The following is a 21,127-nucleotide window of genomic DNA, read 5'->3' as shown; positions in this document are numbered from 1 at the left end:
GCATGGCCCGGCTTTTGAAAGAGATGCTGAGCTTTACCGTAGATCTATCCCAGGAGACACAAATGTCCATTCAAATTTCGCGCCGTGGCGCACTCAGACTGGCCGCTGCGGGCATTGCGGCGCAGACCGCATGGGGCGGCGCCGCACATGCGACGAATTTTCCTGTCCGGCCGATAGAACTGATTGTGCCGTTCCAGCCTGGCGGTGGCACCGACGGCGTGGCCCGCGCTTTCTCGGATGCGGCGCGCAGGCACATGCCGCAGAGCGTGATGGTGCTGAACAAGCCGGGAGCCAGCGGCGCCATCGGCTGGATCGACATGATCAACTCCAAGCCTGACGGCTACAAGCTCGCTGTGGTGACGGTGGAGCTGGTCACGCTCAAGCCCATGGGCCTGGCCAAGTTCGGCTACGACGATGTGCAGCCCATCATCCAGTTCAATGCGGATCCCGCGGCCATCACCGTGCGCGCCGATGCGCCATGGAACACCGTTGAGGAATTCCTGGCCGCAGCCAAAAAGGAGCCCGGCAAGATTGGCATGGGCAATGGCAGCAACGGCGGCATCTGGCATTTTGCCGCAGCGGCGCTGGGGCAGAAGACCGGTATCGAGTTCAACCACATTCCGTACCCAGGCGCAGGACCGGCTGTACTGGCACTGCTGGGCGGGCATGTGGACGCGGTATCCGTGAGCCCGGCCGAGGTGGCGCAGCAGTTGCAGGCAGGCAAGCTCAAGATGCTGGCCGTGATGGCCGACCAACGCCTGAAGAACTTCGACAAGGTGCCCACGCTGAAGGAAAAGGGGATCGATCTGAGCATCGGTACCTGGCGCGGCATCGCCGGCCCCAAGAAGATGCCGGCTGAGGTGTTGGCCTACCTCAAGACCGCGGCCACGAAGATCGTGGATGAGTCCGCGTTCCGCGCGGTGCTCGACAAACAGAACTTGGGTTTCGTCTATGCCGACGACCAGGGCTTTCGCGAGCGCATGGTCAAGGACAGTGTGCTTTTCAACGACCTGGTCCAGTCGCTGAACTTGAAGAACAACTGAAGGATCGGGCATGGACGAAACCTATCGCAAAGATCTGTTCGCAGGCAAGACGGCGCTGGTGACGGGGGCCACGCAGGGCATTGGCGCGGTGATTGCCAACCACTTTGCTTCACTGGGTGCCCGAGTGGTGGCGCTGGGCCTGGGGCTGGGCGACGGCACGTTGGATGCTTCGGTGCAGATGCGCCAGGCCGACGTCACTCGCCAGCCGGACGTGGACGAGGCACTGGCGGACCTCGACCGGCTCGACATCGTGTTCAACTGCGCCGGCATCATCCAGCGTGGCGCCGAGCATGAACTGGATGTCTTCCAGCGGGTGCTGGACGTAAACCTCACCGGTACCATGCGCGTGTGCACGGCCGCGCGCAGCAGGCTCCAGGCCGCGCGCGGCTGTATCGTGAACACCGCATCGATGCTGACCTTTTTCGGCGGCAGCCTGGTGCCCGCCTATTCTGCGAGCAAAGGCGGCGTGGGGCAACTCACCAAGTCGCTGGCAATCGCCTATGCGGCCGACGGCATCCGCGTCAATGCCATCGCGCCGGGCTGGATCGCCACGCCGTTGACCCAGGCCCTGCAGGATGACCCGGCGCGCGCGGGTCCCATCCTGGCACGTACGCCGTTGGCCCGCTGGGGCACGCCGCAGGACGTGGCCCGGGCGGCGGTCTTCCTGTGCACTCCGGCGGCCGGTTTCATGACCGGGGTGATCCTGCCGGTGGATGGGGGTTACATGGTGAGCTGAGAATGCTGCCCGACGATGTGGATAAGGCGAGGCGCTGGCGGTGCGAGGCCTGCGACGGTGCCTGCAACGTTTGCGTGGGGCTCTTCGGACGATCGTTGCCGGTCCGTCCCGAAGCCCCAGAGCCGGCGGGTGCCCGATCCCGCGGTGCTGAGCTTGCGTTCATGCTGCAGGCACACTTTTTTGTATCCGCACCAGGCCGTGCGCGCTGCGGCAATGCGCGATGTGTCCGCTGGCGAGTACACCGCCGCTGAATTCCACCTGCAGTTCGTCGCCCGCGCATAGTTGCGGCTGGCCGGCTGCGCATCGGTCAGCCGCATGCGCTGTGGCATGGCGAGGTGTTGCGCAGGCTTTCCTGCTGGGCATTCCTGGCTGGTGCTCTGGGGCTCAATCCTCCGCGCTGCGTCGTCCAATATCCGGCCAGCGCCAGTGCAGGTAGATCCAGGCGCCCAGGCCGACCAGCATCAGTGCCAGCGACGATACCGCCAGCCCCAGGGTCGAGTGCATCACCAGCGGCGCGAGCAGGCCGGCGACCAGGCCGTTGGCGGCCGAGCCGATGAAGGCCTGCAGCGACGAGGCCATGCCGCGGCGTTCGGGGTAGAGGTCTAGCACCAGCAGCGTCACGACCGGTACCATCAGCGCCCAGCCCAGCGAGAACAGCGCAATCGGCAGCATCGCCCAGCTGGCGTGCACCGGCAGCGCCAGCGTGGCAATCACGTTGAGCACCGATGTCAGCAGCATGATCACGAAGCCGTGGCGGATCTGGCGCTTGGGTGGAATGCGGCCCGCGAGGCGGCCGCTGAGCCAGGCGCCGGTCATGATGCCGGAGATGATCAGCAGGAACAGCCAGAAGAACTCGGTCGGGCCCAGCCCCAGGTGATCGCCGAGAAACGCGGGCGCGGCCATCACGTAGAGGAACATGCCGTTGAACGGCACGCCGCTGGCCAGCGCCAGCAGCAGAAAGCGCGGGCTCGTGCCCAGCTTCCAGTAGCCGCGCATCAGGTGGCGGGTCTCGAAAGGCTGGCGCAATTCCGGATGCAGGGTTTCGGGCAGCAGCCGGTAGTTGATGCTCCACAGCAGCACGCCGATCAGCGTCAGAAACCAGAAGATGCTGTGCCAGCCCGCCAGGACCAGCAGCCAGCCGCCGGCGATGGGCGCGATGGCCGGTGCGGCGCCAAAGAAGATTGTCACCTGGCTCATGACTTTCTGCGCTTCCGAGGGCGGGAACATGTCGCGGATCACGGCGCGCGAGACGACGATGCCCGCGCCCGTGGACAGGCCTTGCAGCGCGCGAAAGAACACCAGCTGGCCGATGTTCTGCGACAGCGCGCAGCCGGCCGAAGCCAGCGTGAAGATGGCCAGGCCCCACAGCACGACCGGGCGGCGGCCGAAGCTGTCGGCCAGCGCGCCATGGAACAGGTTCATGAACGCAAAGCCGAACAGATAGGCCGACAGCGTCTGCTGCATCTGCACCGGTGTCGCGCCCAGTGCCTGGGCGATGCCGGAGAACGCGGGCAGGTAGGTGTCTATGGAGAACGGGCCGAGCATGCCCAGCAGGGCCAGCAAAATCGACAGGGTCCAGCGCGGGCCGCGCCAGAGTTGTTGGGCTTGAGGGTGCATGGGGCGTGGCAAGAAGAGGGCGAATGCAGTGGCGCGCGCCTGACGCCAATGGCAGGGTGTGCAGGCAGCGTGCTGATTGTGCCGTGCAAAGCAAAAGTCCGCTGCAGCTGCGTGGACTGGTGGTGCAGTCGCTTGAGGGGTGCTCTCAGGATGCCGTTTCGATCTTTGCAATGGCGAAATTGATCAGTCTTGCGTTGTCAATGGCCGGCATTTGATCGAGGGTGTGAATCTGATCGTCGTCGTGCCGGGACCATTTCCCATCCTTGGCATAAACGCGGTAATGCCCGGCGTTGTCGGCGCCGCGGAACTCGATCACTTCCCTTGGCTCGAGCGTGATGGTCAGTCGGCTGTTGTCCGCCGCATCCGTCGCGTGAAGAATGACCGCTTGATTGAAATCGAAATTTCCCGTGCCGAGCATATGGGTGCCGCTGGCGTCGTGGCGTGCACTGTCGATTCTGACCGTCAGTTGCCTGGGTTGCGCGCCGGGGGATACGCGCCAGCCGGCGGCATCGGTGCTGTCGAAAATGTCCTGCAGGCTGTCGTCCGGGCTGGATATTTTGAGGACTGTCCAGTATTCATGGCTGGTGCTGAACTGATTGTTGAAATCCTTGAGCGCAATCGCCGTGCCGTATAACGCGCTCAGGTCAAATGATTCCGATAATTTCATCAGGAACTCGCTCGCATCCTGCTGCCTGCCAACGATCTGGAAGCGCCATTCACCTGCAGCATTGACCTGGGAGAAGGCCGGCAAGGCCTGCAGGCTGGCGAAGAAGTTCGATAAATCCTCGCGCATGGGGCCTGCCTGCGAATAAGTGCTTTCGATGAGCTTGACGAACTGTTGCGCGGCATGGCGATGCCCGTCGTTGCTGGCCGCTGCAAACGCGTGAAGGTGGTTTGCAAGCCGCTTTGCATCGGCGGAATGGATCAGGAATTTCAGGGCGGAGTTCGCATAGCAGGTGGAGCCGATATTGCTGAATCCGCCCATGGCTTCGGAGTGAGCTTCGATGATGCCGGCCGCCGCGCTCGCGCAGTTTTCCCGGGGGAGGATCGTGGCATCAGCGCTTTCCTGGACGCTGGACGCGGGCGCTTGCGGCCCGGCGCCGCCTTCCCCGTCTTCACCGCCACAACCCGCCAGAATGAGCGCCGCGCAAAGTGCGTGGATGTAGCGGGTGTAGCGCTTGTGGGCCATGGCTGGTTTTCCTCGTTGAAATGTGCAAAAAAATATCGGTCGGGTTCTGCGGGCTGCAGGCCCTGAAGCTCCTGAAGGTGGGTCACTTCTTCGGGAGATAGGTTCCGGCTATCAATTTTTATAAGTGTTTGTTTTATTGCGGTGTCTGGCCCTGGGCAGGGGCGCGCGGATTGGCGGCGCAAAAAGAAAAAGCCCACTTCTTGCGAAGTGGGCTTTTGGATTGGTGGGTCCTGAGTGATTCGAACACTCGACCTACGGATTAAGAGTCCGCTGCTCTACCAGCTGAGCTAAGAACCCAATTGTTTTGTTAGACCACTGAATTGAAAGTGGTGGGTCCTGAGTGATTCGAACACTCGACCTACGGATTAAGAGTCCGCTGCTCTACCAGCTGAGCTAAGAACCCATCTTGAAGGACCAGGGCGCCAACGGCCTTGAACTTCCAAAACGTTGTGCAGCGCTCTTTCGAACACTGCGGAAAAAAGTGGTGGGTCCTGAGTGATTCGAACACTCGACCTACGGATTAAGAGTCCGCTGCTCTACCAGCTGAGCTAAGAACCCACTTTCTCTCTTGCGTTAACAAGCGAGAGCTGGATTATGCACCATTTTTTGCAGGCTTGCAGGAAAAATCAGGCCATGGCGTTGCGGCTGGCGAGTTCGACGAACAGGCCGCTGTGGTCGAGGTCGCCCAGTCCGTGCGCGACGCTGTCGGCGTAGAGCTGCTCGAACAGGCCGGTGATGGGCGCATCGAAGCCGATTTCCGCGGCCGTGGCCAGCGCGTTGCGCATGTCCTTGAGCTGCACGGTCATGCGCCCGCGCGGCGAGAAATCGCGATCGAGCATGCGCTGGCCATGCAGTTGCAGGATGCGGCTGTCGGCGAAACCGCCGGCGATGGCTTCGCGCACCTTGGCCATGTCGGCGCCGCCCTTCGCGGCCAGCAGCAGCGCCTCGGCGACCGCGCCTATGGTGATGCCGACGATCATCTGGTTGGCGAGTTTTGCAAGCTGGCCCGCGCCGTGCGGGCCGACATGGGTCGCGCGGCCCAGTTCGCGGAAAACCGCCTGTGCGCGTTCGAAGTCCACGGGCCTGCCTCCGGCCATGATGGCCAATGTGCCGGTTTCTGCGCCGACGGTGCCGCCCGAGACCGGTGCGTCGAGGTGGGCGATGCCGCGCTCGCCCAGGCGCGCCGCATGGTCGCGCGCCTCGCTGGGCTGGATCGAGGCCATGTCGATGAACAGGCTGGCGTCGCGCATGGCCGCGGCCACGCCCTGGGAGAACAGCACGTCCTCGACCACCGATCCGTTTTCCAGCAGGCTGATGGCGATATCGACGCCGGCCACGGCCTGCGCGGCGGTGTCGTGGACCTGGGCGCCGTCGCTGACCAGCGGCTGGGCGCGCGCGCGCGTGCGGTTCCAGGCATGGACTTCGTGGCCGGCCAGGCACAGGCGACGGGCCATGGGCAGGCCCATCATGCCGGTGCCCAGCACTGCGATTCTCAACGGGGTAGGGGGCATGTCTCCAGACGTCCTTGATGAAGTGCGGCGGATACCCGCGAATGCATCGTGTGTACCGCATTGAAAAGGCCAGGGGCATGCAATGCCCCTGGCCCCTATCATCACCGCTATCGGCGCCCCAAGCTGTCACTGAGCTTGCAGGCGGGAGCGCCTCACATCAGCAGGTGTTCGCCCGCGTTGTCGCCGCCCAGGGTCACGTAGTTGACCTTGCGGATGTCCATCAGCTTCTTGCCGCCCGAGTAGCTGATCGAGCTCTGGATGTCCTGCTCCATTTCGATCAGCGTGCTGGCCAGCGTGCCCTTGACGGGTTCGAGGATGCGCTTGCCTTCGACATGCTTGTATTCGCCCTTGTTGAAGTCCGAGGCCGAACCGTAATACTCCTTGAACTTCTCGCCGTCGACTTCGACGGTGGTGCCCGGCGATTCCTCGTGGCCCGCGAACAGCGAACCTATCATCACCATGCTCGCGCCAAAGCGGATGCTCTTGGCGATGTCACCGTGGCTGCGTATGCCCCCGTCGGCAATGATGGGCTTGGTCGCCACGCGCGCGCACCACTTGAGCGCCGACAGCTGCCAGCCGCCCGTGCCGAAGCCGGTCTTGAGCTTGGTGATGCAGACCTTGCCCGGGCCTATGCCGACCTTGGTCGCGTCCGCGCCCCAGCCTTCGAGCTCGATCACGGCTTCGGGCGTGCCGACGTTGCCGGCGATCACGAACGCCTGCGGCAGCTTGAGCTTGAGGTAGGCAATCATGTTCTTCACGCTGTCGGCATGGCCATGGGCGATGTCGATGGTGATGTACTCGGGCACCAGGCCCAGGTCGACGAAACGGTCGACGGTCTCGTAGTCGGGCTGCTTGACGCCCAGCGAGATCGAGGCAAAGCAGCCCTTGGCGTGCATGTCCTGGACGAACTGCACGTTGTCGAGATCGAACCGGTGCATGACGTAGAAGTAGCCGTTTTGCGCCAGCCAGGTGCAGATAGACTCGTCGACGACGGTCTTCATGTTGGCCGGGACGGCCGGGATGCGGAACGACCGACTGCCCAGCGTGACGCTGGCATCACATTCCGAACGGCTTTCCACGCAGCATTTGCGGGGCAGCAAGAGAATGTTGTCGTAGTCGAAGATTTCCATGAGATTCCAAGCTCCATAAAGGGTCGCGGCAGAACAATTTCTGGGCGACAAGGGCGCTTGGCTTGGAGACCGGTTGGCGGGCGCTGCCGCTAGCGCGGCCACCGCAGGCCTGCAGGGCGCAGGCACAAAAAACCGGACCACAAGAAACTTGGGCCCGGTGCTTGATTCTACCCGCTCTGCGCAGGATGCGTGAATGCCCTCAGGATGGCCTGCCCCGGGGTGCGGCGGCAGGTCGCAAAAGGCTTTTGATGGTGGACATGGTCAGGCGGGGGCGGGGTTTCTACAATCGCAGCATGTTTCCTCTTGACCTGCTCTCCGCCACCGCGCCCGGTGCCTCGCCCAGCGCTGTGCCTGCCTCCCCCCTGCTGGCCGACCTCAACGAGGAGCAGCTCGCGGCCGTGACGCTGCCCACGGGCCATGCGCTGATACTGGCAGGTGCCGGTTCGGGCAAGACCCGGGTGCTGACCACGCGCATCGCCTGGCTGCTGCAGACCGGGCAGGCCACGCCCGCGGGCATCCTGGCCGTGACCTTCACCAACAAGGCGGCCAAGGAAATGACGGCGCGGCTGTCGGCCATGCTGCCGGTCAATGTGCGCGGCATGTGGATAGGCACGTTCCACGGGCTGTGCAACCGCCTGCTGCGCGCCCACCACCAGGCCGCGGGCCTGCCCCAGGCGTTCCAGATTCTCGACATGCAGGACCAGTTGTCGGCCGTCAAGCGACTGTGCAAGCAGCACAACGTCGACGACGAGCGTTTTCCGCCCAAGCAGCTGCAGTACTTCATTGCCGGCTGCAAGGAAGAGGGCCAGCGCCCCGGCGACGTCGCCGTGAAGGACCCCGACACGCGCAAGAAAGTCGAGTTCTACCAGCTCTACGAGGAGCAGTGCCAGCGCGAAGGCGTGGTCGACTTCGGCGAACTGATGCTGCGCAGCTTCGAGCTGCTGCGCGACCAGCCGCATCTGCGCGCCCACTATCAACGGCGCTTTCAGCATATTCTGGTCGACGAGTTCCAGGACACCAACCGCCTGCAATACGCCTGGCTCAAGCAGCTCGCGGGCGACGAGGTGAACGGGCGCATGCAGACCCAGGGCTCGGTGATCGCCGTCGGCGACGACGACCAGAGCATCTATGCATTTCGCGGCGCGCGCGTGGGCAACATGGCGGACTTCGTGCGCGAGTTCGACGTGCAGCGCCAGATCAAGCTCGAACAGAACTACCGCAGCTTCAGCAACATCCTCGACTCGGCCAACGCCCTGATCAGCCACAACAGCCGCCGCTTGGGCAAGAACCTGCGCACCACGCAGGGCCCGGGCGAGCCGGTGCGCGTCTACGAGGCCCACAACGACCTGGCCGAAGCGCAGTGGATGGTCGAGGAGATCCGCCAGCTGGTGAAGAACGACGGTTTCGAGCGCCAGCAGATCGCGGTGCTGTACCGCAGCAACGCCCAGAGCCGGGTCATCGAGACCGCGCTGTTCAATGCGGGCGTGGCCTACCGGGTCTATGGCGGCCTGCGCTTTTTCGAGCGCGCGGAAATCAAGCACGCACTGGCCTATCTGCGCCTGCTGGAGAACCCGCATGACGACACCAGCTTCATGCGCGCCGTGAACTTCCCGCCGCGCGGCATAGGCGCGCGCTCGGTCGAAGTGCTGCAGGACGCGGCGCGCAGCGCGGGTTGCTCGCTCAGCGACGCCGTGACGGCCGTGCCCGGCAAGGCCGGCGCGAACCTGGGCGCCTTCGTCGCCAAGATCGAAGTGCTGCGCGAGCAGACCCAGGGCAGGAATCTGCGCCTGATCATCGAGGCCGTGCTCGAGGAAAGCGGCCTGCTCGCGCACTACCGCAACGAGAAGGAAGGCGCCGACCGCATAGAGAACCTGCAGGAACTGGTGAACGCGGGCGAAAGCTTCGTGACCCAGGAAGGCTTTGGCCGCGATGCCGTGGCGCTGCCGCTCGACGAACATGGCCAGGCACTGCGCCAGAGCCCCGTGAGCCAGGGCCTGGACCCCGCCCAGCCGCAGCTCGACGAAGCGCTGCCGGTGCTCAAGCCCGCGGCCGGCATCGTGGATATCGACACCGGCGAAACGCTGTCGCCGCTGGTGGCCTTTCTCACGCATGCGGCGCTCGAAGCCGGCGACAACCAGGCCCAGGCGGGCCAGGACGCGGTGCAGTTGATGACCGTGCATGCATCCAAGGGCCTGGAGTTCGACGCGGTGTTCATCGGCGGCATGGAAGAGGGCCTGTTCCCGCACGAGAACGCGATGAGCGACAGCGGCGGCCTGGAAGAAGAGCGGCGCCTGATGTACGTGGCCATCACGCGCGCGCGCAAGCGCCTGTACCTGAGCCATTCGCAGACCCGCATGCTGCACGGCCAGACGCGCTTTCACATCAAGAGCCGCTTCTTTGACGAGTTGCCCGAGGGCGCGCTCAAGTGGATCACGCCCAAGCAGCAGGGCTTTGGCACCTTCACGCCCCAGTCCTCGGGCGGCTACGGCGGCGGTGGTTACGGTGGCGCAAGCCGCGGCGGCTATGGCGCCAAGTCCGAGACCTTTGCCAGCCCGCCCGTGCCGCCGCAAAAGGCCGCGCCCAGCCATGGCCTGCGCGCGGGCATCGCCGTGTTCCACAACAAGTTCGGCGAAGGCAAGGTGCTGGCCATCGAGGGCTCGGGCGACGATGCGCGCGCCCAGGTGGATTTCCCGCGCCACGGCACCAAATGGCTGGCGCTGGCCATTGCCAAGCTCACGATCGTCGACTGATACCGGCCGGCTGCGTATGGAGGAAGAAAAAGACCGGGTTCAGGCGGCTTCGAAGGCGCGCACGGCCATTCATTTGCTGCACCCGCAGCAGTTGCACGACAGCCTGGCCCTCGCGCCGCAACCGTCGCTGCGCATTGCGCTGATCGCCGGGCTGCAGTCCAGCCTGGCCGTGCTGGCTGCGCTGGTGCTGGCGCTGTGGTCGCCCTGGCCCGAGCTGGTGGGTTTTCCGGCGCTCGGTGCGCTGGCCGCATTGTTCGGGCGCTTTGCGCCGCTGCCGCAGCGCCGGCGCATCGTCGCCGTGTGCGCGCTGCTGCTGGTGCTCGCCGTGCTGCTTCCCGCGCTGGCGTCGCTGTTCGGTGCGCGTCAATGGGCGCTGGTGCTGGTGCTCGCGCTGGTGGCGGGCGGCGCGACGGTGGCCGTGAGCCGCTGGAACCTTGGCGGCCCGGGCGCGGTGATCATCGTCTTCGCGGCCGGTGCATCGCTGCACCCGGTGGCGAGCTGGCAGGAGCTGGGCGCGCGCCTGCTCGCCACCGCGGCCGGCGGCCTGATCGGCTGGCTGGTCTGCTGGCTCAGCGACGGCCTGCGTGCCCAGGAGGTGCGCGCGCTGCACTTTCCCGCGGTACGTATTCCGCCGATGTCGCATCAGTGGGTTGCGGGCGCACGCATCGCCATGGGCGCGGCCATCGCGGCGCTGCTGGCCTGGGCCGCGGGCGCCCAGCACCCGGCCTGGGCGGCGATAGGCGCGACGGCCGTCATGCAGGGCAGCCATCTGCACGTGACCATGAGCCGGGCGCTGCAGCGTCTGGGCGGCACCGTGGTCGGCGCCTGCCTGGTCTGGCTGATCCTGGCCCAGCAGCCGCCGCTGTGGGTCATCGTGCTCGCAATAGTCGTCTTCCAGTTTCTTACGGAAGTCATCATCGGTTTCAACTATGCACTCGGGCAGATCACGGTCACGCCGATGGCGCTGTTGATGACAATGCTGGCCGCGCACGCGCCTATGCTGGGCAATATGCCCGTCGAGCGCGTCGTGGACACCCTGTTGGGCGCGGCTGTCGGGATCGTGCTGGCGGTGCTGTTCTCTAGCGTAGACGAGCGTGTTCACCTGGCCGAGATGCGGCGCAAGAAAGGCTGACCTGATGCGTTTCACGCTATCGTCATATTGATTTCCTAGAGTGGCGGCACCCGTCGATGAATCGACAAAACCAAGAGAGTCGCCCCGTGAGCAAATCCATTTCCGACAAGGTTGTCCGCAACCAAAGTGCCAACACGCCTTTCAGTACCGTTCTCGAGAAAAGCCTCTCGCGCCGTGCCGTGACACGTGGCAGCCTGGGTGCTGCAATGGCGCTGATGGCGGGCTTCAGCCTGACGGCCTGTGGCGGTGACAACGACCCCGTCGTGGCCCCCACCGATCCCGTGCCGCCGGTGACGCCGGAACCCGTGCCCGAGCTGAAGCTGGGCTTCGAGTCGCTGGCCAACGCGATGACCGAGGCCTGCATCGTGCCCGCGGGCTACACCGCGCATGTGCTCGGCGCCTGGGGCACGCCGCTCAACGACAACGCCGCCGCCTGGGACAGGAACGGCAACAACAGCTCCAACGACCTGTTGAACTCGACCGGCATGCACCATGACGGCATGCACTACTTCCCCATCGACGGCAGCTCGACCGAAGGCCTGCTGGTGGTGAACCACGAATACATCGATGAGTTCGCGCTGCACCCCGCCGGCCCGACCAAGGTGGCGGGCAAGCGTCCGGCCGAAGAAGTGCGCAAGGAAATCAATGCCCATGGCGTGGCCGTGATGCACCTGCGCAAGGAAGGCACGAACTGGAACATTGTGCTCAACTCCAAGTACAACCGCCGCTTCACTTCGGGCACGCCCATGCGCCTGGCCGGCCCGGTCGGCGGTACCGACTGGGTCAAGACGCCGTTCTCGCCCAACGGCACGCAGGTGCGCGGCACCAACAACAATTGCGGCAATGGCACCACGCCCTGGGGCACCTACATCACCGCCGAGGAAAACTGGGCGGCCTGCTTCGTCAACACCGGCACGCGTCCCGCCCACCAGCAGCGCGTTGGCGTGCAAAGCGGCAGGGGCCGCTACGAGTGGGAAACGGCGGCCGCCGACGTGAGCGAAGTCAACGGCGAGTTCGCGCGTTTCAATGTCACGGCCAGCGGCGCGGACGCACTGTCGGACTGGCGCAACGAAGTCAACGGCTTTGGCTACCTGGTCGAAATCGACCCCTACGATCCGTCGAGCATTGCGACCAAGCGCACGGCGATGGGCCGCTTCGCCCACGAAGGCGCGGCCTACGGTAACCCGGTCGAAGGCCAGCCGCTGGCGTTCTACAGCGGTGACGACTCGCGCTTTGAATATGTCTACCGCTTTGTCTCGGAAGCCGTCTGGGATCCCAAGGATGCGACGCGCAGCGACCGCCTGAACGTCGGTGCCAAGTACCTCGACAAGGGCACGCTGTATGTCGCGCGCTTCAACGACGACGGCTCGGGCGAGTGGGTGGCGCTGGCGTCTGCGACCGTGGGCAAGGATGGCAAGACGCTGGGCGCCGAGTTCGGCAGCCTGGACGCGATCCTGATCAACACCCGCGGCGCGGCCGACTTCGTCGGTGCCACGCCGATGGACCGCCCCGAGTGGACCGCAGTGCACCCGACCAACGGCGACGTCTACCTGACGCTGACCAACAACACCAGCCGCAATGCCACGACCGGCACCAATGCCGCCAACCCGCGCCTGAACAATGCCAACGGCCACATCATCCGCTGGCACGATGCGAGCGGCTCGAATGCCTTCCGCTGGGACATCTTTGTCTTTGGTGCGCCTGTGGATGGCGATGCCGACACCAACCGCTCGTCGCTGAGCGCGCTGAATCAGCTGGCCAGCCCGGACGGCCTGGCCTTCGACAACCGCGGCATCATGTGGATCCAGACCGACAACGGTCTGGACGGCGGCCGCAACAACGACGTGGCCAAGGCGACCAACGACCAGATGCTGGCCGTGATTCCCAAGCCCATGTCCGAAAGCACGGGCACGGGCCCGGTGATCAATGCGAGCAACCAGGCCGAGCTGCGCCGCTTCTTCGTGGGCCCCAACGAAGCCGAAGTCACGGGCATCGCGTTCACGCCCGACCACACCAGCATCTTCCTGAACATCCAGCACCCGGGCAACTGGCCTGCGTATGGCACGAACGATGCCACGGCCTCGGCTTCGGGCACGGTGCGCCCGCGCTCGTCGACGGTGGTGATCCAGAAGATCGACGGCACGCCGGTCGGCGTCTGAGGCGACTGCCATCTCCCAGGGGCCCGCAGAGAGGGCCCCCAACAAGAAACGCCCCTCGGGGCGTTTCTTGTTGGCGTATCAGCGGTTGCTGTGCTCAGCCTTCATGAAGCTCGGCAGCGGTGGGGTCGCTGGCATCGGGCGCGGAAAAGCTGTCGCGGAACGTGAACACCACCGACGTGAAGAACATTGCCGCCAGGATCATGGCCGCGCCGACCATGATGCCGCCGGCAATGCTGCCGATCAGGCTGGCCAGAATGGCGGTGACGAGCGCCAGCACCATGCCGCAGCCCAGGAAGAAGGCCATCCAGGCCAGGCCGAACACCAGATAGGCGCGCCAGTTGCGCATGCAGGCCACCAGGCTGAAAAACAGCGCCTTGACCGGCGCAATGCCGTGCCAGTGGATCAGCCCGGGCGCGTGCCAGAACATCAGCGACAACGGGATGTACAGCGCCATCGAGAGCCACATCGCGGACTGGAAGGCCGGATCTTCGGCGATTTCGCGCGTCATGGGCTCGCCACCCAGATAGACCTCGGCGAAAGTGCCCCCATCGACCAGGGCCGACAGCCCCATGATCGCGAGGAAGCCCACGGCGTACAGCAGACCCAGCGTGACCATGGAGCGCATGCGGTGGCGGCCGGTGCGAAAGGCCACGAGCAGCAGCGTGGGCGTGGGAAAGCGGCCCTGGGTGGCTTCGGCGGAGGCGACCATCATCGCCAGCGAAGTGCAGGGCAGCAAGGCAAGCGCCAGCGCCGGGCCGATGAACGGCACCAGGCTGACCAGTGACATGCCGGCCATCGCCAGGAAAAAAAGCGCAGCCAGGGCCATGGGTTGGCGCCAGAAAGTCTGGACGCCAAGTTTGACCCACTGGACACCTGTGCGGGCGGGAACGAGCTGGAGTTTCATGAAGCAGTCAAATCCTGGGGAAGCAGTAGTAGGCGCGTGCAACGGGCGCGTGCGGGCGCCGATAGCGTTACTGTACCGCAGGCATTTTTGACCGCTGAAGAGAAGGGCCGGTTGCAGCGTGCGTCAGCGACGCCGGCCTGGGCCAGGCCCGCAGCCCACGCTGCGGCAAGCAGCCGTCAGCCAGCGCCCAAGTCTGCATTGCCTGGCGCTGCAGGCGGTGCGGAAAAGCCATCACGGGAAGTGAAATAGATGCAGGTCAGGAAGATGAAATTCAAAACAGTCATCACGCAGATCATGCACTGCGTGGCGAGTCGTCAGGGCGAGCATCAAGGCGATGACCTGCACGGCGCTCAGCGCGCGCATTTCCCGCAGGGACCTGCGGACCGCGCCAAACGCCGACAGCAGCAGGGCCGACGTTGACATGCGACCGGCAAAAGCCTGCGCCGCGGCTTATCTCACGCCAATTGCACTGGCTGGGCAATGCGCTGGCGCAGCACGCGCTCGAAATGGCGCGGGTCGTGGGGCGTGAGCATGGCGGCTTCGCGCGGCAGGTAGAAGTCCCACAGGCGCGAAATCCAAAAGCGCAGCGCACCTGCGCGCAACTGGGCGTTGAGCAACTGGCGCTCGGCTTCGGCGAGCGGGCGCTGGCGCTGGTAGGCGGCCAGCATGGCCTGGGCGCGCGGCGCATCGTGCGCGCCCGTGGCGTGGTCTATGCACCAGTCGTTGAGGCAGACCGCGAGATCGAACAGCCAGCTGTCGACGCCGGCGAAGTAGAAGTCGAAAAAGCCCGTGAGTTGCTCGCCTTCGAACATCACGTTGTCGCGGAACAGGTCGGCATGGATAGGGCCGCGCGGCAACGCTGCGTAAGCCGATGAGGCCGCGACATGGTTCTGGTAGGCGAGTTCGGACTGCAGCAGGTCGACCAGGCCGCTGTCCAGGTGGGGCAGCACCACGGGCGCGGTGTCGTTCCACCAGGGCAGTGCGCGCAGATTGGGCTGCTGGCGGTCGAAGTCGCGGCCCGCGAGGTGCATGCGCGCGAGCATGTCGCCGACGGCCGCGCAGTGCACGGGCGCGGGCGCGAGCTGGCTGGCGCCGCGCAGGCGGTTGACCACGGCCGCGGGCTTGCCGCACACGCGCAGCAGGATGTCGCCGCTTTGCCTGTGCGCCTGCGGGTCGGGCACGGGAATGCCGGCGTGGGCGAGGTGCTTCATCAGGTGCAGATAGAACGGCAACTGCTCGGCCGTGAGGCGCTCGAACAGCGTCAGCACCCACTCTCCCTGGTCGGTCGTCAGGAAGTAGTTGGTATTTTCAATACCGCCCTGGATGCCGCGCAGGCTCTGGAACGTGCCCAGCGGCAGGTGGCGCAGCAGGTCGCGCGCCTCTTTGTCGGAGACTTCGGTAAAAACGGCCATGGCGAAGTGCGCGCCCCGGGGGCGGCGCAGGAAAGAAGGGGAAGAAAGGGGTGAGCGCGCCGGGGGCTCAGAACTTCAGCATGTTCCATACCCGCGGGCCCGTGGTGTCCGAGCTGCTGCGGCTGCGGTTGCGCACGCCTTCGCTGGGCTGGACCTCGTAGGCGGGCATGTCGCCGACCTTGGGTGTCACGGTGATGCTCTGCGTCTGGCCGCCAATGCGCACTTCGTCGACGCGGCTGCCTTCGTCCTCGACGCGTATGCGTTCCACGCGCTGGTTGTTCCTGTCGCCCTGGGTGGCGCGCGGTTCGGGCGCGGCTGGGGCTGCCTGAACGGCATCGCCAGGCGGATTCTGGGCCAGCAACGGGCTGGCAGCCAGGCTGAGGAGGAGTAGAAGTGGGGCGGCGCGCATGCAGGGATTGTAGATCCTGCGACCCATTTGGAGCGGCGAACACAACCCTTGGGACGTCGTTGCTGCGCCTTGCCGGCCGCGCCTCGCCGTGGCCTCCACCGCAAATCCATCGATTTGCGGGGTGGTGTCAGCCGCTCCTGTCCCGTGGGGAAATCCACTGCGCAGCGGCGTCCGGGCCGTGCACAATCCTGGCATGAGCAATTCCAAGACACTGGTACTGGTCGATGGCTCCAGCTATCTGTACCGCGCCTACCACGCCATGCCCGACCTGCGGGCCCGGCCCGGCGACCCGACGAGCCCCGCCACGGGCGCGATCCGCGGCATGATCAACATGCTGCAGGCCCTGAAGAAGGAAGTAAGCGCCGATTACGCGGTCTGCGTGTTCGACGCCAGCGGACCCACGTTCCGCGATGCGCTGTACCCTGAATACAAGGCCCAGCGTTCGCCCATGCCCGACGACCTGCGCGCGCAGATCGAGCCGATCCACGCCGTGGTGCGCCTGCTTGGCTGGCCGGTGCTGGCGATACAGGGCGTGGAGGCCGACGACGTGATCGGCACGCTGGCCCAGGTCGCGGCGCGCCAGGGCGTGCGCGTGGTGGTCTCGAGCGGCGACAAGGACCTGAGCCAACTGGTCGACGAGCACATCACCATCATCGACACCATGAACGGCAAGGTGCGCGACGTCGCCGGCGTCACGGCCGAATTCGGCGTGCCGCCCGCGCTGATGGTCGATTTCCAGACGCTGATCGGCGATACCGTGGACAACGTTCCCGGCGTTCCCAAGGTCGGCCCCAAGACCGCGGCCAAGTGGCTCAATGAATATGGCTCGCTCGACGCCTTGCTCGCGCGCGCCGATGAAATCAAGGGCGTCGCCGGGCAGAACCTGCGCGACAGCCGCGGCTGGCTGCCCACGGGCCGCCAGCTCGTGACCATCAAGACCGATTGCGATCTGGTCGAGGAAGTCGTGGGCCTGCCCTCGCTCGACGGCCTGGCCTGGCGTGCACCCGAAAACGGCGCGCTGCGCGACTTCTACCTCGAGTACGGCTTCAAGGGCCTGGCGATGGCGCTGGAAAACGGCAACGGCAATGGCAATGGCAATGGCGCCAACGGCAAGGCCGAGCCCAAGGCCAAGGCCGCCAAGCCGCGCGCCGACCAGGACACGGGCGACATGTTCGCGGAGCAGCAGGAATCGACCGAGGCCACGCAAGAGGCCGAAGCCGCGCAGCAGCGCAGCGTCGACTACGACGTGATCCTGACCTGGGCCAGCTTCGACGCCTGGCTGGCGAAGATCGAGGTCGCCCCCCTCACGGCGCTTGACACCGAAACCACCTCGCTGGACGAGATGCGCGCCGAGATCGTCGGCATCAGCTTCAGCGTCGAGCCCGGCGCCGCTGCCTATATTCCGCTGCGCCATGCAGGGCTGGACGCGCCCGAGCAGTTGCCGTTCGATGAAGTGCTCGCGCGCCTCAAGCCCTGGCTCGAGAACGCCCAGCGGCCCAAGCTCGGCCAGCACATCAAGTACGACCGCCATGTGTTCGCCAACCACGGCATCCAGGTGCAGGGCTATGCGCACGACACCATGCTGCAAAGCTATGTGCTCGAAGTCCACCGCCCGCACGGCCTGGCCAGCCTGGCGTTGCGCCACACCGAGCGCAGCGGCATATCTTATGAAGACCTGTGCGGCAAGGGCGTGCACCAGATTCCGTTCGCCCAGGTGCCGGTCGACAAGGCCGCGGCCTATTCGTGCGAAGACTCGGACCAGACGCTGGATGTGCACCGCGTGCTCTGGCCGCAGCTCGAGGCCGAGCCCGCGCTGCGCGCCGTTTATGCGCTGGAGCTGCAGACCAGCGAAGCGCTGTTTCGCATAGAGCGCAACGGCGTGCTGATCGACGCGCCCACGCTCGCCCGGCAAAGCAACGAACTCGGCCAGCGCATCGTGCAGCTCGAAGCCCAAGCCTACGAGATCGCGGGCCAGCCGTTCAACCTGGCCAGCCCCAAGCAGCTCGGCGAAATCTTCTTCGACAAGCTGGGCATGCCCGTGGTGAAGAAGACCGCGACCGGCGCGCGCAGCACCGACGAGGAAGTGCTGGAAAAGCTCGCCGCCGACTACCCGCTGCCGGCCAAGCTGCTAGAGCACCGCAGCCTGTCCAAGCTCAAGGGCACCTACACCGACAAGCTCGCCCAGCTCGCGCTGCCGGCCACGGGCCGGGTGCATACCCATTACGCCCAGGCCGTGGCCGTCACGGGCCGGCTGTCGAGCAACGACCCCAACCTGCAGAACATTCCCATCCGCACGCCCGAAGGCCGGCGCGTGCGCGAAGCCTTCATCGCGCCCGCGGGCCGCGTGATCGCCAGCGCCGACTATTCGCAGATCGAGCTGCGCATCATGGCCCATCTGTCGGGCGACGCGTCGCTGCTCAAGGCCTTCCACGAAGGCCTCGACGTGCACCGCGCGACGGCCGCCGAAGTGTTCGCCATTGACGTGGAGCAGGTCAGCAGCGAGCAGCGCCGCTATGCCAAGGTGATCAACTTCGGCCTGATCTACGGCATGAGCAGCTTTGGCCTGGCCAAGAACCTGGGCATAGAAACCAAGGCCGCCGCAGCCTACATAGACCGCTACTTCCAGCGCTATCCCGGCGTCAAGCGCTACATGGACGAGACCGTGGAATTCGCGCGCGCCCATGGCTATGTCGAAACCGTTCTTGGCCGGCGCCTGTACCTGCCCGACATCAACGGCGGCAACGGCCCGCGCAAGAAGGCCGCAGAACGCCAGGCGATCAACGCGCCCATGCAGGGCACGGCGGCCGACCTGATCAAGATGGCGATGGTCGCGGTGCAGGCCGAACTCGACGCGCACAAGCCGCAGATCCAGGTCATCATGCAGGTGCACGATGAACTGGTGTTCGAGCTGCCCGAGAGCGATGTGGACTGGATCAAGAGCGAGATTCCGCGCTTGATGGCGGGCGTGGCCGAGTTGAAGGTGCCGCTGCTGGCCGAAGTCGGCGTGGGGCCGAATTGGGACAAGGCGCATTGAAGCTTGCTTGGCACGAGCGGGATTCCGAGCAACGCGCTCAAAATCCCAACGACCGTTCACCCTGAGCCGGCCTCGCCGGCCGCGTCGAAGGATGAACGGGGTTGGGACGCTGCGCTGTTTCTTGGCAACAAGCTCCATAGTCCACCGCCGTTTTGCATTGCTGCCAACGGCGGCATGCGTCTTCTGCGAAAATCAGCGGGATCGGCCTTTCCGGCCCATCAAGAAAAGCAAAAACAGCTATGACTTTGGTAGCAATCATTCTGGCCACTTTGGCCGCAGGCATTGGCAGCGTGTGGGTGGCGGCATTGCTCATGCGCGTGGGCGTTTCCTCCAACAACGGCGGCATGATGCCCCAGCGCCTGCTGAGCCTGGCCGCGGGCGCGCTGCTCGCCACGGCCTTCATGCACCTGCTGCCCGAAGCGTTCGAGAGCGAAGCCGGCGCCAGTGACCTGTTCCTCACGCTGCTGATCGGCGTGGTGTTCTTCTTCCTGCTCGACAAGGCCGAACTCTGGCACCACGGCCACGAGCATGGCCATGGCCACGACAACGATCCGAGCCACGCACACGGCCATGACCATGACCATGACCATGACCATGACCAGGGCAAGTCCACGGGCGGCTGGGCGGTGCTCACGGGCGACAGCGTGCATTGCTTTGGCGACGGCGTGCTGATTGCCTCGGCGTTTCTGGCCGACATGCGCCTGGGCCTGATCGCGGCGGCCTCGGTGCTCGCGCACGAAGTGCCCCACCATATCGGCGATCTCGTGGTGCTGCGCCATGCGAGCGGCAACCGGCGCGTGGCGCTGATCAAGGTCTCGCTCGCGGGCGCGGTGACGGCGCTCGGCGGCATTGCGGGCTATTTCCTCGTCGGTCAGCTGCAGGACTGGCTGCCGTACTTCCTCGTGCTCGCGTCGAGCAGCTTTGTCTATGTGGCGCTGGCCGACCTGATTCCCCAACTGCAAAAGCGCCTCACGGCGCGCGAGACTTTCGCGCAGATCGCCTGGCTGGTGGCCGGCATGGTGCTGGTGACCCTGGTCAGCGGCATGGCGCATTCACACTAGAAAGCCGCCCTGACCTGGGACATGCCGGTTCTCAGGGCAGTGACGAATTTCATCGGAGTGCGCGTGAAACCTCGGCATCCATGCCGGGGAGGTAGAGGGCCGGATGCGAAGCATCCGATGCTTTTGGCCTTACCTGATCACGTTTTGTGTGATTGGCCGGGTTAAGAAAATAGCCATACCCGTCGTTCCTTTGAACGATACGGCAGTGTCTGTAGTGGATTCCCTGCACCACCGCTGAAACGCCAGCTTGGTGCAATTGGATGTTGAACCTGCCCGTTGCCCGAATCGCCACGCGGCCCGTGTGGACGCCGGCCTTGAGACCTTTGGGTACATCCGCGCGCACCATGTCGCCCGTGGCAAAGTCGTGGACGCGCTTGCTGCGCATGAGGTAACCCCTGGGGAAACCGAATTTATCCAGGCGCGTGCGTTGGTAGCTGCCGCGGCCCATCGCCTTCAAGGCCAGGGTCGGGCGATCCCAGTTTTCAATGGAGTGGACCTGGCCCACGCAAGCCGCGTCCAACGCGTGGGTCTTGGGAATGCCCAGCACGCTGCGGTTGAATTTGGTCCGGCCGCCCGAAGCCAGTTCCACAGGCATGCCCATGGCCTTCAAGGCGTTCGCCAGCGCCCAGCGCGTGGTGTTGACGGCTGCCGCATCGCGCAGAGGCCTCCTGGCCTGGGCAAGAAGGGCATTCAGCCGCTTCTGGTCCTGGACCAGAAAATCCTCCACGCTGCGTGCCGCTTTTTTCTGGTTGCAGCAGGCGCAGGCCAGGGTCAAGTTGGACGCGCGGTTGCTGCCGCCATGGGCCCTGGCCCGGATGTGTTCGATCTGCAGGGGCAGATTCTGGGCGTCGCAGTAGGCGCACTGGCGACCCCATTTTTCCAGCAGATACTCGCGCAGCTCGTAGCCGAACAACGTGCCTTGCTGGTATTCGATGCCATCGATCTCAGGATTTTGCAACGCTTGCATGTCGAAGCGCACAAGCTCCGAGCTGATGGCACGCACGGGTGCCCAGCGCTGGATGCGCCGAACCCAGGTCATG

General features: G+C 65.2%; 16 protein-coding genes and 3 tRNA genes. 7 read left to right on the top strand and 12 right to left on the bottom strand.

All coding sequences use genetic code 11. The features are described 5' to 3' along the window. Positions 1–62: 62 nt before the first annotated feature. Together GVL12_RS00100 and GVL12_RS00095 are read left to right on the top strand one after the other, a co-directional pair. Positions 63–1,043: a tripartite tricarboxylate transporter substrate binding protein gene (locus tag GVL12_RS00100; protein WP_159910610.1), complete on the top strand. Its 981-nt coding sequence runs from the start codon at positions 63–65 to the stop codon at positions 1,041–1,043. Positions 1,044–1,053: 10 nt separating this feature from the next. Further along, on the top strand, positions 1,054–1,779 hold the full coding sequence (locus tag GVL12_RS00095) for an SDR family NAD(P)-dependent oxidoreductase (protein ID WP_159910609.1): 726 nt from the start codon (positions 1,054–1,056) through the stop codon (positions 1,777–1,779). 384 nt (positions 1,780–2,163) lie between these two features. Here the strand turns inward: GVL12_RS00095 and GVL12_RS00090 are convergent, their stop codons facing one another. The 7 genes from GVL12_RS00090 to GVL12_RS00060 form a co-directional block, all read right to left on the bottom strand. Further along, a complete protein-coding gene (locus GVL12_RS00090) occupies positions 2,164–3,396 on the bottom strand; it encodes a multidrug effflux MFS transporter (RefSeq protein WP_159910608.1) in 1,233 nt (410 codons plus the stop codon). 145 nt (positions 3,397–3,541) lie between these two features. Further along, positions 3,542–4,585, bottom strand: a complete 1,044-nt coding sequence (locus GVL12_RS00085) for a hypothetical protein (RefSeq protein ID WP_159910607.1) — start codon at positions 4,583–4,585, stop codon at positions 3,542–3,544. Between the two features lie 221 nt (positions 4,586–4,806). Continuing rightward, positions 4,807–4,882: transfer RNA gene (locus GVL12_RS00080), tRNA-Lys, on the bottom strand. 30 nt (positions 4,883–4,912) lie between these two features. Beyond that, positions 4,913–4,988 (bottom strand) — tRNA-Lys (locus GVL12_RS00075). 79 nt (positions 4,989–5,067) lie between these two features. Continuing rightward, positions 5,068–5,143: transfer RNA gene (locus tag GVL12_RS00070), tRNA-Lys, on the bottom strand. Positions 5,144–5,211: 68 nt separating this feature from the next. Continuing rightward, positions 5,212–6,096: an NAD(P)-dependent oxidoreductase gene (locus tag GVL12_RS00065; RefSeq protein ID WP_159910606.1), complete on the bottom strand. Its 885-nt coding sequence runs from the start codon at positions 6,094–6,096 to the stop codon at positions 5,212–5,214. Positions 6,097–6,248: 152 nt separating this feature from the next. Next, positions 6,249–7,226 (bottom strand): GMP reductase, encoded by a 978-nt coding sequence (locus GVL12_RS00060; protein WP_159910605.1) that lies wholly within the window; start codon positions 7,224–7,226, stop codon positions 6,249–6,251. A 293-nt stretch (positions 7,227–7,519) separates the two neighbouring features. On the opposite strand from GVL12_RS00060, the gene GVL12_RS00055 reads away from it, so the two are divergent. From GVL12_RS00055 to GVL12_RS00045, 3 genes are all read left to right on the top strand, one after another. After that, on the top strand, positions 7,520–9,976 hold the full coding sequence (locus tag GVL12_RS00055; RefSeq protein WP_159910604.1) for a UvrD-helicase domain-containing protein: 2,457 nt from the start codon (positions 7,520–7,522) through the stop codon (positions 9,974–9,976). A gap of 16 nt (positions 9,977–9,992) precedes the next feature. Next, positions 9,993–11,108 carry an FUSC family protein gene (locus GVL12_RS00050; protein ID WP_159910603.1) on the top strand — a complete coding sequence of 372 codons (1,116 nt, stop codon included), beginning with the start codon at positions 9,993–9,995 and terminating at the stop codon, positions 11,106–11,108. Positions 11,109–11,194: 86 nt separating this feature from the next. Continuing rightward, positions 11,195–13,267, top strand: a complete 2,073-nt coding sequence (locus tag GVL12_RS00045; RefSeq protein ID WP_159910602.1) for a PhoX family phosphatase — start codon at positions 11,195–11,197, stop codon at positions 13,265–13,267. 94 nt (positions 13,268–13,361) lie between these two features. Here the strand turns inward: GVL12_RS00045 and GVL12_RS00040 are convergent, their stop codons facing one another. The 4 genes from GVL12_RS00040 to GVL12_RS00025 all read right to left on the bottom strand — a co-directional run bounded on the left by GVL12_RS00040 (position 13,362) and on the right by GVL12_RS00025 (position 15,992). Continuing rightward, a complete protein-coding gene (locus tag GVL12_RS00040; protein WP_159910601.1) occupies positions 13,362–14,171 on the bottom strand; it encodes a BPSS1780 family membrane protein in 810 nt (269 codons plus the stop codon). Between the two features lie 231 nt (positions 14,172–14,402). Continuing rightward, on the bottom strand, positions 14,403–14,594 hold the full coding sequence (locus tag GVL12_RS00035; protein ID WP_159910600.1) for a hypothetical protein: 192 nt from the start codon (positions 14,592–14,594) through the stop codon (positions 14,403–14,405). A 32-nt stretch (positions 14,595–14,626) separates the two neighbouring features. Then, positions 14,627–15,583, bottom strand: a complete 957-nt coding sequence (locus GVL12_RS00030; RefSeq protein WP_159910599.1) for a homoserine kinase — start codon at positions 15,581–15,583, stop codon at positions 14,627–14,629. Positions 15,584–15,650: 67 nt separating this feature from the next. After that, complete coding sequence (locus GVL12_RS00025; RefSeq protein WP_159910598.1) at positions 15,651–15,992, bottom strand: hypothetical protein; 342 nt, start codon at positions 15,990–15,992, stop codon at positions 15,651–15,653. Between the two features lie 193 nt (positions 15,993–16,185). Here GVL12_RS00025 and polA point away from each other — a divergent pair, with 193 nt between their 5' ends. Both polA and GVL12_RS00010 read left to right on the top strand, forming a co-directional pair. Then, on the top strand, positions 16,186–19,026 hold the full coding sequence (gene polA / locus GVL12_RS00020) for a DNA polymerase I (RefSeq protein WP_159910597.1): 2,841 nt from the start codon (positions 16,186–16,188) through the stop codon (positions 19,024–19,026). Positions 19,027–19,265: 239 nt separating this feature from the next. Further along, positions 19,266–20,087 (top strand): ZIP family metal transporter, encoded by an 822-nt coding sequence (locus tag GVL12_RS00010; RefSeq protein ID WP_159910595.1) that lies wholly within the window; start codon positions 19,266–19,268, stop codon positions 20,085–20,087. Between the two features lie 49 nt (positions 20,088–20,136). Here the strand turns inward: GVL12_RS00010 and iscB are convergent. Beyond that, the coding region (gene iscB, locus GVL12_RS00005) for an RNA-guided endonuclease IscB (RefSeq protein WP_159910594.1) at positions 20,137–21,127 on the bottom strand (991 nt) is incomplete at its 5' end.

The sequence above is a fragment of the Pantoea sp. 18069 genome, from assembly GCF_902706035.1.
Lineage (GTDB): Bacteria > Pseudomonadota > Gammaproteobacteria > Burkholderiales > Burkholderiaceae_C > Comamonas.
This window is presented reverse-complemented; position numbering and strand designations above follow the sequence as displayed.